This is a genomic window from Pseudomonas edaphica (genome assembly GCF_965277385.1).
GTDB lineage: Bacteria > Pseudomonadota > Gammaproteobacteria > Pseudomonadales > Pseudomonadaceae > Aquipseudomonas > Aquipseudomonas edaphica.
In genome coordinates, this window is the sequence record NZ_OZ255725.1 from 5,907,301 (window position 1) to 5,923,405 (window position 16,105).

Annotated in this window: 8 protein-coding genes; 6 read left to right on the forward strand and 2 right to left on the reverse strand. The window is 51.7% G+C overall.

The features are described from left to right. Window positions 1–49: 49 nt before the first annotated feature. Window positions 50–1,495, reverse strand: a complete 1,446-nt coding sequence (locus ACQY47_RS27000; RefSeq protein ID WP_428553397.1) for a serralysin family metalloprotease — start codon at window positions 1,493–1,495, stop codon at window positions 50–52. Window positions 1,496–2,272: 777 nt separating this feature from the next. Next, complete coding sequence (locus tag ACQY47_RS27005; RefSeq protein WP_428553400.1) at window positions 2,273–3,259, reverse strand: NADPH:quinone reductase; 987 nt, start codon at window positions 3,257–3,259, stop codon at window positions 2,273–2,275. A 424-nt stretch (window positions 3,260–3,683) separates the two neighbouring features. Here ACQY47_RS27005 and ACQY47_RS27010 point away from each other — a divergent pair, with 424 nt between their 5' ends. The 6 genes from ACQY47_RS27010 to ACQY47_RS27035 all read left to right on the forward strand — a co-directional run bounded on the left by ACQY47_RS27010 (window position 3,684) and on the right by ACQY47_RS27035 (window position 16,098). Further along, entirely contained in the window at window positions 3,684–5,969 is a 2,286-nt protein-coding gene (locus tag ACQY47_RS27010; protein ID WP_428553403.1) for a PhpK family radical SAM P-methyltransferase, read from the forward strand. A gap of 9 nt (window positions 5,970–5,978) precedes the next feature. Then, the gene (locus tag ACQY47_RS27015) at window positions 5,979–6,170 is read left to right on the forward strand and encodes an MbtH family protein (protein WP_428553406.1); all 192 of its coding nucleotides are present in this window, start codon (window positions 5,979–5,981) and stop codon (window positions 6,168–6,170) included. A 78-nt stretch (window positions 6,171–6,248) separates the two neighbouring features. Beyond that, entirely contained in the window at window positions 6,249–7,832 is a 1,584-nt protein-coding gene (locus ACQY47_RS27020; protein WP_428553409.1) for an MBL fold metallo-hydrolase, read from the forward strand. A gap of 39 nt (window positions 7,833–7,871) precedes the next feature. After that, the gene (locus ACQY47_RS27025) at window positions 7,872–9,092 is read left to right on the forward strand and encodes an MFS transporter (protein ID WP_428553412.1); all 1,221 of its coding nucleotides are present in this window, start codon (window positions 7,872–7,874) and stop codon (window positions 9,090–9,092) included. A 26-nt stretch (window positions 9,093–9,118) separates the two neighbouring features. Further along, a complete protein-coding gene (locus ACQY47_RS27030) occupies window positions 9,119–11,452 on the forward strand; it encodes a non-ribosomal peptide synthetase (RefSeq protein WP_428553415.1) in 2,334 nt (777 codons plus the stop codon). A 56-nt stretch (window positions 11,453–11,508) separates the two neighbouring features. Continuing rightward, a complete protein-coding gene (locus ACQY47_RS27035; protein WP_428553418.1) occupies window positions 11,509–16,098 on the forward strand; it encodes an amino acid adenylation domain-containing protein in 4,590 nt (1,529 codons plus the stop codon). The last annotated feature ends 7 nt before the right edge of the window (window positions 16,099–16,105 follow it).

Genomic DNA, 16,105 nt, shown 5'->3' on the forward strand with positions numbered 1-16,105 from the left:
CAGCTTCTGCTCCGTCATGGAGCGCGGCGCTAGAGCGCCGCGCTTTACATCACGCCACGATGTCGCTGATGGCTGCCTGGCCGACGGTGGTGACGAGGAAGTCCGCCACGCCGTGCCCGGAGAAGTCCACCGCCAAGGTGCCCAGGTTGGTAGCCGAGGCATAGCTCAGCACAGCATCGCCGGTATGCCCGGTGAATGCATTGACGAAGCTCAAGCCCGCACCTTTGGTAATGCCCGACAGGTCGATCTTGTCGGATCCTGAGATGAAGTCAAAAATCTTGTCCGCCGCCCCCGGCTTGGAGTCGGAACTGGCGCCATACACAAAGGTGTCGTTGCCGGCGCCGCCCCACAGTTGGTCCGCACCGCCACCGCCGTAGATGATGTCGTTGCCGGCACCGCCTTTAATGATGTTGGCGGCGTTGTTGCCAATGATCAGGTCGTTGCCTGCGCCACCAAAAGCGTTCTCGAGGGTAACGCCTTTGGCGATGGATACGTTGCCCACTAGTCCGCCAACGTCGGAGAACGAGCCTTCATTGAGGTTGATCTTCTGGTTCTGGGTGAAGCCGGAGAAGTCCAGGGTGTCGTTGCCGCCACCGTCCCAAACCGAGAACACCAGCTTGTCGGCATTGGAGGTGGCGCTGTAGAAATCACGCCCGGTATTGGAGTTGAACCCGTAAGTGGTATCGCCGGCGCGGGTGGCGTAGTTGGCGCCGTAGAGCTTCTGGATCGCGGCAATGTCGTCGATCAGTGGGCCGGCTGCATAGGCTTCGCCTGCGCCTTTACTGAAGTTTTGACCGGTGTTGCTCTCGCTCCAGTAACTCATCACGGAATACCCGTGTGTATCTTCGGCATATTTCGCATCCGAATAGGATGGCTGACCCACGCTGGCATCGTACGCGCCTGGGTGTTGCAGTCCCAGCGTGTGACCAATTTCATGGGTTAACGTTTGACGCCCGTAATTGCCGTTCGCTGGCGTTAAGTTCTCTTGGTAGCTTTTATTGGTATAAAATAATGCGTCGCTGTTTCCGCTATTGTTTGGGTAGAACGCAAACGCCGACCGGGCACCGCCATGCTGCAGATCATTGCTGTAGTTGCCCAAGGATATATGGGCGTCGCCTCCGCTTGTAGACTCACGGAAGGAAATGTTGGCGACATCCGACCAGGATTGAAACGAAAGTGCTGCCTGGGACTTCTGTTGTGCGTTGAAAGCGACGAAGCCAGAAACTTTCTCGGCGGCGTAAGATTTACTTTCTGAGGCCAGAAAACTGTAGGTGAAATTGTATTTGCCGTTATGGTCATTGTCGCCCCAATAGTAACCGCCTCGGGTTATTTCATCAGCGGCCTGCGCAACAGTGTAAGACGGCTTGCCATTTATATAAAATCCTCCTCGATCATACGCATGTGAAAAACTCAGGAGGCTTTGGAAGTCATCACTGGTTTGGAAGCTTGCCGAAGAGGTAGTTGGATTAACAAGATTTTTCGTTGAGACAGTCATAAGTTTACATTCCTTCGTATCCATTGAGTGTGGAGTGCTATCGGCTTATCACATGTTCGTTGTTTTCTTGTTGTGTTCATCTTTATAAAGGAGTAATGCGTTTAGTATTATTTAAAAATTAAATATGATATATAACGTATTGAAATAACCTTAAATATTCTGCGGGCGTTCAAGCGTGTGAGTGGCGGTTGCTCGTTATCGTTCGAGCCAATGAGTTATCCACGTCATGTCGCTACGTTATAGTTACGGTATTCATGCCGGTGTCTGGAATGAACAAGTCATGAGTTGCGAGCGTTGGGCCACGGAAAAAATCATGCAGGTTTTCAGTTTTAGCGGTCCAGTGATAGAGGCGTCAATATGCGGATTTTGACAACGTCTCTAGCGGTGGCGATGCTGGCGGGGTGTTCCACCTCGCTAATATCGGCGGACAAGGCTGAGCCTCTGCCCGCCAGCCGCGTTTTCAGAAGGTAAAGACTGGTTTGGGCGTCTGCACACGATTGATTTTTTAATTGATGGCAAGTTGGTCGCAAGTGTAGCGAGTAGCGAAGTCGCACGATTTGGTTTAAAGGCGCCTCAGGATATTACTCGCCACGCGTACCTTCCCCTCTCCAGGGGCGGCGGCTGCAGGCAAACCCTGTTCAGATTATCGGACAGCGGCGTAAAACTTATGGCGGCGTGAGCATGCGGGCAGGTTCGAGAGACCTAGGCGCTTTGACCTCTGAAGACTCCGCATGCAGACAGGGTCTTGTGCGCATCACACGTGCAGTAAACCCAGGGTTACGGCAACAATATCGTCGAGCCGGTGGTCAATTGCGCGCTGAGTGCCTCATGTGCGAAGCGGGCATCCTTCAATGTATAACGTTGGTGAATATTCACCTTGATATGGCCCTGGCGAATCATCGAAAACAGCTCGTCAGCCATTGTTTGCAGGTTTGTGGCGTTATTTGCGTAAGCAGGCAGGCCTGGGCGCGTCACATAGAGTGATCCTCTTTCAGCCAGCGAACTCAGCGCAACACCCTCCACGGCTCCAGAGGCATTGCCAAAGCTGACCAACAGGCCGCGCGGCGCCAGGCAAGACAGTGACGTTTCCCATGTGTCCTTGCCTACGCCGTCATAGACAACCGGGCATTTTCGGCCGTCTGTCAGTGACAATACGCGTGCGACAACGTCTTGCTCTCGGTAAACAATCGTTGCCCAAGCGCCTGCCGACCGAGCGATGTCGGCTTTCTTGTGAGAACTGACAGTTCCGATAAGTTTAACCCCCAAAGCGTTGGCCCATTGGCAAGCAATTGCGCCGACACCCCCAGCAGCGGCATGAAATAAAACAACTTCCCCTGCCGTGAGCCGATAGGTCTGGCGGAATAGGTATTGCACGGTAAGGCCCTTGAGCATAACAGCAGCTGCGTCTTCAAAACTGATGTAGTCGGGCAAATGAACCAGATTATCTTCGGGCAATGTATGTAACTCGCTGTACGCTCCGAGTGGGCCGGTCGCATAGGCGACACGATCTCCCGGTTTGAAACGAGTCACTGCCTTCCCGACCGAGTGGACTATACCCGCTCCTTCAGACCCCAGCCTCGAAGGGAAGTCCGGAACGTTATACAGCCCGCTGCGAAAGTAGGTGTCGATAAAATTTACACCGATCGCCTTGTTGCACACTTGCACTTGATAGGGCTCCGGCGCCGCGCAAGGCGCCTCCACATAGTTCAATACCTCGGGTAGACCCTGCTGTTTGAACTCAATCCTTCTCGTCGATAGCGGCATTCGGTTATCCATTGTGTGCGTTCAGTCCTTGTCTTTGCTCTGGAGGGCTGATCCCTCTGCGCCAGAGTAACTGTATAACGCCATTTTTTGATTTTCTGTTGATTTTTATTTGCAACAAATAAGTTGTATTTAAATTTTGCATAATGCGATTTGTGAATGGCACCAAAACAGTGCAAATCATGTGGCGAGGGTAAGGTCGTGGCTCATTATGTCCAGTGAATTCTATAAAAAACAATAATTTAGCGTGATTTATCAAGCGTTTCATTCCGGTTTTCCCTTACGCCTCCAGCGCAAAAAAGTTATATTTTGCTCTTTTTTGGTGCGATAAAAAAATTGTAAAAGGGTATTTCTGTCGATAAACATATGTTAAGTTTTTGGCATGAGTTGGTAATGAAATGGATGTTAGCGCGGGCGGAGAGTTCGGATGGCAACGGATTGCATGATTGTAGGTTTTAATGATTATAGCTTTGATGATTACATAGAAGCGCTTGAAGTCGGGGGGAAAACCGGTGTTTCCTACCGAGACAGTAATCTGTCCTTTCTCACCTATGAAGGCACAAGGCTCAGGGCACTGGATGTTCTGAACAAGCATGCCGCCTCGTTGAAAATTGAAGGTGCCGAGTTAAATAACTCAGACTTTCTCTGGCCCGTTATTACCTACCTCGGCACTTACCTGAACAAGCGCGGCATCAGTTTTGACTATGTTCGATTGTTTCACCAAGACCGTGAAAAACTTAAGGCGAGTCTCATTCAACAAGACGTCAGGACGGTGGCTATTACCACCACGGTGTACGTCACTCCCCAGCCGATCATGGAAATTGTCGACTTTGTCAGGCGGTATGATCCGAAGGCGACGATCGTCATTGGGGGGCCTTACTTGGCAGACTTGCCAAAAATTCTCGACAAGGCGGCGCTCGCAGAGCATTTGGAGATGTTAGGTGCCGATATCTACATCTTTGGTGCTGAAGGTGAAGAAACACTGGTGAAACTCATCTCGGCACTTAAAAGTGGTGCCGAGTATCAGCACTTGGATAATATTGGTTATCAGACAGCCGCAGGGTTCAAGGTCAATACTATTGTTGCTGAAGGTAACAGCCTCGAAGAGAATATGGTGGATTACAGCCTCTTTGATAAAAAAGATATCGGCGAGTTTGTAACGGTACGAACGGCCAAGTCCTGCCCCTTTGCTTGTGCTTTTTGTGGTTTTCCGGAGCGTGCGGGTAAATACAAGTATTTGCCAGTTGAGTACGTGGAAAGAGAGTTGAACGCGATTCGTGATATCGGTGGTGTCAGCACCATCACCTTTATCGATGATACGTTCAATGTGCCCAAAGGGCGCTTCAAAGACATGCTGCGGATGATGATAAAAAACAACTATCAATTTCGATGGAATAGCTACCTGCGCAGCGACCATGTGGATGATGAAGCGCTTGAGTTGATGGCCGCTAGCGGCTGCGATGGCGTATTTCTAGGGGTGGAGTCCGGCAGCACCGATATATTGATCAATATGGCGAAAAATAGTCGCCCAGAACACTACCGGCGAGTGATCAAGAAGTGCCGGGAGTTGGGCATCGTGACGTATGCCTCGGTCATCATCGGGTTTCCGGGTGAGGACAGAAGAACGGTGCAAGAAAGTATCGACTTTTTGAACGACGCAAAACCAGACTTCTTTCGAGCTCAGGTGTGGTATGCGGATCCCATTACGCCTATTTATAAAAAAGGCCAGGACTATGACTTGTCTGGCCAGGCCTTCCAATGGCAGCACCGAACTATGGATTCGATGGAAGCGGCCTATTATGTCGAGAAAATGTTCTTGTGTGTCACCGGCAGTACCTGGCTGCCACAGAATGGCTTTGAACCGTGGAGCCTTTATTATTTGCAGCGAAAGGGCATGACGCTCGGAAAAATCCATGCCTACCTTGAATATTTCAACGACGGCTTGAAGCAAAAACTATTGAGTAAAAACTCCCCGGATGTAGGGCGAGCCGCCTATCAAAACATGGTCAGTGTTCTAACGGGTGATGCGCTTTCTATTGGGTCATTGCGATTCGAGGCGCAGACGCTGGACAGTGAGCTGGTTCGATGGGCCAACTATCTCAAGCGTCTCTCCCAGCGCACTACCGCATGGGGTGCGAACACCACTCGCGAGCTTCCCAGCTTTAGCAGGGTGTTTTCGACTTCTTCCGATGTTTCGCTGGCACAACTGCTCGAACATTGCATGGCCGTTACAGGCACTTTCGATGGACTCAATGTAGTCGTCGATTGCACAAGTCAGCCAAAGGCCGGCGTACCCATCCCCTACGTGAGCGCCCCGATGCTGGAGGGCGTAGAGGCGCCCTCGACCGATCAAAAGTTCGATGCACTGTCGTCGTTACCAGGTTTATATCTGCTTCGTGACTACCACGCCGGTGTGGACTTGTGCGGTGTCGGCCTGACAGAGATCCCCCTGGGCTGTGTCATGTTGATGCAAGGCGAAGAGCAAAGTGCTGAGGATGTTGAAACGTACTACCTCAATAATGTCGCGGCTTACCATAAGTCGTTGGGGCTTATTGTGGTTGACCAAGGTAACGCGCGAGTCACATTGCACCTGCCCAAACTCTATCTTGATGACCCCCAGTGGCGGACATTAACAGAATGGCGGGAAATGCCCGTGCTGAGCACCGAATCGACAGTGGCGGCCATGGCTGCACCCTGTTTCAGCTTTGAGTAAGGAGCGTCTATGTCAACGCAAGATGAGCGTCAATACGAAGTGGTTGTGAATGATGAAGATCAATACTCAATCTGGTTTGTCGAAAAAGAACTACCGGCCGGGTGGCGAAAGGCGGGGTTCTGCGGCACGAAGGAAAGCGCGCTCAATTATATAGAAGGCGTTTGGGTCGATATTCTTCCTCGTTCCATTCGAAACGCCTGATGCGTGCTGGCACTGAAAGGTGCAGAGAATGACGCGTGCCGCAGTGCGATGCGTGCCCTGTATATTCAAGGATGAAAAATGACCCGTGTGTATTTAAAGCCATCAATTACCGTTGAACCGTTGTTCAATCGTTGGTTTTCCTGGCCCGTGCTGATTCCACCCCATAGCGCGGCACTGTATTTGAAAAATCATTATTTGCCGATGATTGCTTCATTTCTCGAAGAGCCTGAACTGCACGCTGCGGCCATTGAAAACCCAGCCATGCGCGCCGGCCCATTTATAAATGGTAGTTGCGGCTATGCGCGGCTGGAGCGCTTTTACAATGAGTCGCAAGACGCGCTGGCTCCGTTGCTGAATCTGGCTGCAATGATCGAGCAGGTTGAGCAGTTGATGAAGGTTCAGGACGGCTACACACTGGTTAACCTTTACAATCAATTGCCGACGGGCATTCGCGGCATGGTGGAGTTGGTGTATGACCTCAACCACAGTCCGTCGATCAGGTTCATAGAGCGCTTAATGTACAAAAGCGACTTCTATGACCCTGCCTTGCAAAGCCTGAAGTTAGGCACTGTTACGCAGGAAGTTAAACCGTTTTCACTGAACACGCCTAAGTTGGATCAGGGTACGTTGAATCTGAACGTGGCGCACTCCGATACGCTGATAGACACATTATCAGGTGCCCGCAGTCGTGCGGTTGAACTGGACCATCTGGTCGCATCGCTGCCGTGGGACAGTTGGGGTGATGTCAAAAAAAATGAGGTTATAAAGTGCTTTACTGAGCAACCGCCGCCCCCGGGCGAGGCTGTATCAGCTGAAGGTCTAACCATCAGGTATTTCGGGCATGCAACGGTACTGATTCAGGCTCAGGGGGTGTCTATCATGACAGACCCCTGCGTCAGTCCCTATGTAGAAGGGGCGCAAAAACGTTATGATTTTTCGGACTTGCCGGAGGTGATTGATATCGTTTTGATCACCCATGCGCATCAGGATCATGTGGTTTTCGAAACCTTGTTGCAGTTACGGCATAAGATACAAAAGATTATTGTACCTAGAAGTGGCGGTGGTTTTTTGCAGGACCCGTCATTGAAGTTGATGTTAGAAGCGATCGGCTTTGACAATGTCAGTGAGCTTGGAGAACTTGAGCACTTCGAATATGGTCCAGCGCGAATCATGGGCATACCTTTTTTTGGCGAGCACGGCGACCTGAGTATTCAGACAAAACTCGGTTATTGCGTCAACGTCAATCAGTTTTGCGGAATGTTCCTGGCTGACTCCGACGTGTTGAATCCTGAGTTGTATGACGCGACATTGAAACAAATCGGCCACGTGGACGCACTGTTCATTGGCATGGATTCAGTCGGCGCTCCGTATCGTTGGTTGTACGGCGCTCTGTACTCTACGCCGCTGGATCATGCCCGCGGAAAGAATCGGCGCATAAACGGTTCCAACTCACATAAGGCCTTTGACTTGGTCAAGCGAATCCGCCCAACAGCAGCGTATGTCTACGCGATGGGCGCCGAGCCGTGGATTTCGCATATCACGGGTTCAAATACGGATCCGAATGCTGCGCAAAACCGCGAGGCTCGCCACTTTGTAGGCATGTGCGCTGCCGAGGGTATTGAGTCCAAAGTTTTGTATTGGATGGACCAATTGCAAGGCTAACGGTTAAGGCTGATTCGTGTTTGAAAGGGGAAACCGCTGTTGAATAAGAGTCATATCAGTCTGGTGGGAGGCTTCGCGTCGACAGCGTTAGGCGTGGAATTCATGCAGGTCGCTGTGCCGGTGTTGGCAAGTGCTTATTTGAACTTGACCACGACGCAGACCGGGATGGTGTTGGCCACACGGTTTTTGCCAGTCTTTCTCATCGGCTTATTTGTCGGTGCGCTTCTGGACAGAGTGTACCTGCCGTTGATACTTCGTTTGTTCAACCTCCTGGGGTTCGCAAGTGCAGTGCTTTTTGCTGTTTTGATGTTGTGCGGGCATGCCGGTGTGGGAATGTTGATGTTACTGACCTTCATGATTGGCACCATAAAACTGGTAACCGATACCGCCAGCGCAGCGATTGTGCCGTTGTTGGTCGAAAAGCAGCATTTTCTCAACCTGAACTCTACGCTGATCTCCAGCCAGTCAGTGGCTAAATTGCTGGCGCCATTGATGGCAGGCACAGCGTTGTCTTGGTGGGGGGCAGGCTACAGCATGTTATTGCAGGCGGGTGCATTCTTGCTGGCGGTCCTCTTGTTTTCGGGACTGCGTGTGGTACGGGGGACGAACGTAGCCGCAGCCGTTTCGACTGCCTCCTTGGTCGGCGATGTACGTGAGGGGATATTGCTGATTTTTTCTAACAGAAATTTGCGTTGGCTTATTCTGACGGCTTGCCTATGGAATTTTATTGCCGAAACAATCATCAGCTATGTATTGGTGTATTCCACTCAGGTTTTGTCTTTATCGGCTGTTGACGTCGGCGGTTGTGTGTCAGCCGGTGGAGCAGCCTTTCTGGCAGGATCGCTCAGTTCACGGTACATGCTCAAGTTTGTTTCATTCAAACACGCCATTATTGCCAGCATGTTTGCCCCGGTTGTGGCGGGGGGGGTGCTGATATCGCTCAATATCACGGGCATCTACCCGGTTGTCATGGTGTGTGCAGTGTTTGTGTCGATGAATTACGCCGCTTCCGTACACATGATCTCCTCGCTGAGTGAGCGACAAATACAAACACCGTCTTTCGCATTGGGCAGGGTCCAGTCGGCATCGAGACTAATGATGTCGGGAGTGATGCCGTTTGCTTCAATCATGGGCGCGTCGTTGCTTCACTTCAAAAACGATCTTTTCGCGCTTGTTGGGATCTTGCTTATCAGTTTCTTGCTGTTGGGGATTGTCGTTGTTCTCTCCGCAACGACGCAATTGCAGCGCAGTAATAACTAAGCCGAGTCTGCCAAGGGAATAAGCCGATGTTTTTCAAAAAACGGATTGTCGTCAGTGCCGGAACCTACGATCGATTAGTGTTGATCACCCAAGGCAATGAAGAGCTTATGCTCTGCGTAGGGGCTGTCGCGTTAACTCAGTTACATTGGCGTTTTTCAGAGCATGAGAACCCCTGCGTCGGCGTGTATGCGAAGGGCAGCCAATGCCGTGCCGTGACGGTGCAAGCGGGTCTTACCGTCAAGGCAGCGCTCTTCGCGTTTAAAGAGCTGATCCACCACCAGCGCGACGATGTGCCTGCAAGCGTCATGACGACTCTTGCGATCAAGAGTGGGGCAAACCACTTATCGCAGGCGCCTGAGTCTATATGTGCCACGTTGGAGAGTTCGGGCAAAGAGATTGTCATCGAGTGCGCACAGGCCGCCGGCAAAGAAAACCTGTTGGAGGCCATCAGCGACGTATTCGACTTCTTTTTGGGCAAGATGCTCAGCGAGCTGGATTCGCCGCTGTACTCCCTGCCTGTCATTGATGCACAGAAAACGATCGCAGGAAAAAAAGGAGGCCTGCAAAACGTTCCGGATTTCAAGGCTGAACTCTACGGCTTGTGCGCAACTTATGCACCTCGGCTAGCCCTATACAACGTCAGCCGACAGCTCACCTACGAACAGCTGTGGCACAGTGTGATGCACCTTGCGGATGCGCTGAAACATCATGGGGTGCGACCCGGATCGGTCGTAGCGATCTACTGCCAGTGCGATATCGATCCGGTGTTGTTAATGCTGGCGACGCTCTGTACCGGCGCCTGTTACGTGCCGCTCGATCCTGCCTACCCACTTGATGTGCTGCGCGACTATCTCACTGAATCAGGCGTCAGTTATATCGTCGCGGATGACGTGACTTATCCCACTGCGCAACAGTTATCTCACACTCAAACTCTGCTGAAAATTCGAGAGCTGCTTGACAGCAAAATCATCGGTGTGGGGGACTTCTTGCCGGTTACAAAAGACCGGATGGCCTATGTGATTTTCACCTCCGGGAGTACCGGCAAGCGAAAGGCGGTAGGGGTATCTGTTTCGGCCCTGCTTAAGTCCACACACGGGCGAGTCCAATACTACGGCGCAGCCCAGGACAACGTCAGGAATATGCTGATTGCCTCTATCAGCTTTGATAGTTCTATTGGCGTCATCTACGGCAGTTTGTTTGCGGGTGAAGCGCTGTTCCTCCCAGTCGCAGGGAGTGAGAAAGACGTCAACCTTACTCTGGAGGCCATTGAAGCGCAGGCTGTTACATCACTGCTGACACTGCCCTCCTATGTAAAACTTTTGGTTGAAGCCGACTCCATTGCACGCCGTTCAAAAGGTCTTCAGCGTGTAATCTGTGCAGGGGAAACGCTGGAAAAATCTTTGGTGAACGCCTTGTGTCACCAACGGGATGGGTTAGCAGTATTCAATGAGTATGGTCCAACCGAAGGGACCGTCTGGAGCACGGTAAACCGGGCCAATGCCGAAGAGTCTGAGGTCAATGTTTCAATAGGGTATGCGCACGCCAACAACAGTGTGTACATCCTCGATGAGCACCTGAATGAATTGCCGCCGGGAATCGAAGGTGAGCTGTATATCGGCGGGGAAACGTTGGCGATCGGCTACCTCAATGACGCACGTGAAACGGCAACTCGTTTCATACCCAACCCATTTTCCGAAAACGGTAGCCGGTTGTATCGCACAGGGGACAGGGTATCGCGCACGGCATCGGGAGCACTCGATTATCTAGGCCGGTCTGATCGTCAACTGAAAATAAGTGGCTACCGAGTCTCCTTGGCTGAGCTGGAAGATAAGGCTGTTTGCATTGCGGGAGTGCATGAAGCAGCAGCGGTGGTGGCCGACAAAAGCGCTGGAAATATCCAATTATTTATTTGCGCAGATCATCCAGTCGCTGAGTTCATCCGCTCACTCAAGTTGATAATGCCGGCCCATGCCATACCCTCGACCGTGATGTTGATGGATGTTCTCCCTCGGCTGCCCAATCGTAAAATCGATTATCAAACGCTGACGCAAATGGCCGTGGCGCAGGCTGCTCGAGCCAGTGCGGATGGCGACGAGAGTCGACAAGAATCACTGGAAACCTATCTCTCCACGCTTTGGCAGAGCATTTTGAAGGTTGAAATTACCGAACCCTCCCAGGACTTTTTCGAACTGGGCGGGAGCTCTATAAAAGCGATCATGGTGCTCAACCGAATCCAGAAGAAGATTGGCCGCACGCTATATATAGGTTCGACCTTTGAGCAGCCGACTATCAGCGGCATGGCAAACTACTTGAGGGCGAACTTCTCCGACGCCTTAGTGGAAGCAAACATGCAGGTCTGAGCCGTGTATTCAGAGCATGAGGTTTACCCGTATTCGAATAGTGAGGGAACACGCTGATGACCGATGAGACCCATAAACAGCACGCGGCGTTCGTCGTGGAAAAAACGACCCTAACCTCTTACAGTCAAGACCGCTTTTTGTTTTCACATAAGCTGAATCCACTGGATTGTTCGTCAAACATCCCCTTGGTATTAAGCATTGAGGGCACGCTTGAATTGACTGTTTTGCAGTGCGCGTTAAATGAGATCGTCCAGCGACATGAAGTGTTGCGTAGCGCCATTAAATTTGAACTCGATAAGCCGGTTCAAGTGGTGTATGCCCCATTCGAGGTTCCGGTGCAGTTTCATGACCTGTCTGAGATTGCACCACAGGACCGGCCAGCCATCGGCCGCAAAATCATCCAGGCTGACGTGGACACACCCTTTGACCTGGCGCAACCTCCGTTGTTTCGAGCGCTATTGATTCAGTATTCAAGCACGCAATCCAAATTACTTATCAATGTTCATCACGCGGTATTCGATGGCTGGTCGGGCAATCTACTGGTCGAGGACTTGATGGCGTACTATCACGACCATCGAGGCGCTACCTCGGTCTCGAGCCCCGAGCTTCCCCTGCAATACGCCGAGTTTGCACTGCAGCAGCGCGCCTGGTTAAACAGTGCTGAGGCCCGTGCGCAACTGGCGTTCTGGCGACACACGCTGCAAGCGGCGCCGACGACGTTGAATCTGCCTGCCGACAACAGTGGCGCAGCCGACAACGGCCCGCACGGCAATACACTGGAAGTTGAGTTTCCAGCGGGCCTTATGGATACGGTCAGTGCGTTTAGTCGACAACATAAAATAACCCCGTTCGTGGTATTGCTGACGACGTTTTTTATTATCTTGTATCGATACACAGGCGAAAAAGATATTTGTATTGGTACCCCGGTGGCAAATAGAAATCGGGAAGAGTACGAAGGTGTCATAGGTTGTTTTGTCAATACATTGGTTATCCGTTTGAGGCTGCGCGGCGATTGGTCATTTCTGACACTGATCAATGAAGTCAGGGCGCAGGTCATGGCGGCTTATTCGAACCAGGATTACCCTTTTGACCAACTGGTCGAACAGTTGCGTCCAGAACGGATTGAAGGCCAGTCACCTTTTTATCGAGCAATGATGATCTATCAGGCCGAACCCGAGCAGCGGGTGGTCGGCACGGTAAGCGTTCATCCTGAATACCATACTCGCGCGGCACATTTTAATGATTTGAATTTCGGTATCTTCGTGCGCGACGGCAAGCACAAAATGTGGATCGAGTACAACTCTGCCTTGTTTACTGAGTGCTTTGTTAAGCGTATTGGCGGTGATTTTTTTACATTGCTGTCCCTTGCGGCTAGTGCTCCCCAGTTGCCTGTTGCTGTAGGCTCAGCCGGGCTATTTGCGCAGCCTTCGGTCATTGTTCCTGTGGCGCAATACGCGCAAGTTAGCGATGCGACGGTCCATGAACTGTTTGCCAGCTATGCGCACCGCCACCCGGAGCATCTGGCGCTGTTGTATAAAAAAAGAGCGATCAGTTTTGCACAGCTCGACAACGGTTCGAACTTGATTGCCAGACGACTGATTAACAGCGGGGTGAAACCTGGTGACCTGGTTGCCTTCTTTCTAGCGTCCTCACCTGAGGTCCCGCTTTGCCAGTTGGCCATAATGAAAACCGGCAGCGGCTACCTGCCTATCGACATTAATTTACCTGGCGGGAGGATTGCTAGCATCCTTGAAGATGCGTGCCCCAGGCTGATTGTCACCCAACAGATGTATCTGCCCGCCTTGGTGGATATTGACACGCCAAAACTTGTATTGGGGGATGAGGACCTGTTCGCCCTGAGCAGGACGTATGGAGCACCTGATATCGATGTCGCTCCGGGACAGGTTGCCTACTGCATTTACACTTCCGGCTCCACTGGGCAGCCCAAAGGTGTCTTGGTCAGCCATAAGCAGGTCCTGAGTTTTTCCGCCGGATTGGCGCAACTGTTAGACGGTACGCCCATTGCAGGATCGCGGATGGCGTCATTGGCGTCGCCTGCTTTTGATGCCTCTGTGCGGCAACTGCTGTTCATGTGCCAAGGCGCGACCAGTTGCATTATCCCCGAGGATGTTCGCGCCAATATGCAGTTATTGGTCGATTTCACACGGGATTATCAACTCGACGTATTCAATCTGACGCCATCAACCTGCTCGGTTTACCTGGACCTGGTGGAGGCGGCCGATGAACCCGCTTGCTTGCCGTCTGTCCTGATATTAGGCGGGGAGCGTATTGATAGTGTGCTGTGGGAACGGCTGGCGTCGACGCCCGGGTTGAAGGCTTTTAATGTGTATGGGCCAACTGAAGCAACCGTGCATTGTTGTTTCAGTCCTATCCAAAAGTCGTGCGCGCCCTCCATTGGCAACTCATCGGCCAACGCTCAGGTGTACATTCTGGACGAAGACTTGAATCATCTGCCGGTTGGCGCAGTGGGCGAGTTATATATTGCCGGCCAAGTGCTGAGCTATGGGTACCTGAAGCGGCCCGGGTTGACCGCCGGCCGGTTCTTGCCGAATCCGTTTTCTGCAGTTGCAGGTTCGCGTCTTTATCAAACGGGCGATTTGGCCAAATTCGATCGCGACGGGCATATCGAGTACGTCGGTCGAAGTGATCTGCAAGTGAAATTGCGGGGGTATCGAATTGAGTTGGGCGAAGTCGAAGCCGCCCTGAAGAAAATAGACAGGATTATGGATGCCGTTGTCGTCATTAAAACGGACGGCGGCATTGATCGTATGGTCGCCTATGTAGTGCCCAGGAATAGCGCTGTGTTGGACCTTATGCTGGTCAAGCAACAGCTGTTGGAATGGCTGCCTGTTTATATGGTACCCAGTCAAATGTTCATGCTGCCGGCCTTGCCACTTAACGTCAGTAATAAAACGGATCGGGTTGCACTCTCGCAACGACAGGATAGCCATGCAGCCCCGGTTGAACCGGTCCAGCTGACAGGTATCGCCCAGCCACTCGCTGAAATTTGGCAAAGGGTGCTATGCCTCGATAGCGTAAGGGCCGACGACGACTTTTTTGATTTGGGCGGGCATTCGCTACTGGCGATAAAGTTGACCAACCATGTCGCGAAGGCGTTTCAAGTAAAACTCCCGGTCGCGCAGGTATTCAGCCTTAGAACGCTTCAGCGCATGGCTGACTATATAGCGCTAGTTGATGTCACTCAGGGCTTGGCAGACGGCGTCCCCTTGGAACCGGCCACCCGACCGCTGTTGGTTCCGTTATCTTTTGCACAAGAACGGCTTTGGTTATTGGAACAGCTCACCCCTGAGGCCGCGTCTTATAATATACCTATGGTGCTTACTCTCAACGGCGCCTTGGATCAGCAGCGACTGCGTGACAGTTTTAACCGTTTGGCGCAACGGCACGAAATATTACGCACAGCGATCCGTCTGGTGGATGATCAACTCATTCAACATATCGTGCCGCACATTGATATAGGCATGATGGTTACGTCGGTGGAGCATCTCGACGCGGAAAAAAGGCAGCAGGAAACGTCGAGAATAATCCAGCAAGAAGCGAGAACGCCTTTCAACATGTCAAGTGTGCCGCTATTTCGTTTGCACCTGATCAAACAGAGTGATGTAGGCCATGTTCTAGTGATCAATCTTCATCATATGATCTTTGATGGACTTTCTACAGGTCTATTTCTGAGACAACTGCGTGATATTTATGAGGCGCGCGCTGACGAACGCCAGGCAAACGTACCCCTGCACGTGCCGCAATATACCGATTTTGCCCTGTGGCAACGGCGATGGGTCGAAAGTGAAGAGTCATCAGTACAGCTGGCTTTTTGGAAAAAACATCTGCACAACGCGCCGTCTTCGCTGAATATGCCTTTGGACTTCAAGCGCCCACTCAGTGCCGTCTACCACGGCGCAGTTGAGACGTTCAACTTATCGAATGCGCTGGTTGGGCCTTTGCAGAACATTTGCAAAAACCAACAATTGACAATGTTCATGCTGCTCTATGCCGCGTTTAATATTGTACTCAGTGAATGGACGGGCGATCGGGACATAGTGATCGGTACACCTGTTACAAACCGCACGCGTGAGGAGTTTGAAAACACAATCGGGTTATTCGTCAATACCATTGTGCTGCGTACGGTAATCGAGGAAGGCATGACCTACGCGGAGTACTTCAAGTCCGTTAGTTCAAATGTCGCTGAGTCATTTGATCATGCCGAGCTTCCCTTTAATGTATTGGTTCAGGCATTGAGTCCGGTACGCGTGCCGGGATGTGCGCCGTTGATTCAAGCAATGTTCGGGTTTCAGACAAGAGAGCCGGAACTCAGCCGAATGGCGGACATTGATATTGAAGTGTCGTATCAGAGCAGCGAAGTGGCAAGGTTTGACCTGGTCGTTAACACGTTTATGTCCGCGGGCAAACTGTGTGGTTATGTGGAATATAAAAAAGGCTTGTTTTTACCATCGACCATTCAATCGCTCATCCGGCAGTTCGAGCAGGTGTTGGAAACATTGGCGGTGGCCGACGGGTCGGTAGACCGCGTTTTGAGCGTTACAGCAATGCCTGATAAGCCCAGACAACCCGTTGGAGTGCAAGGCAGGTGTGTTGCTGATGTGTGATAAGGAG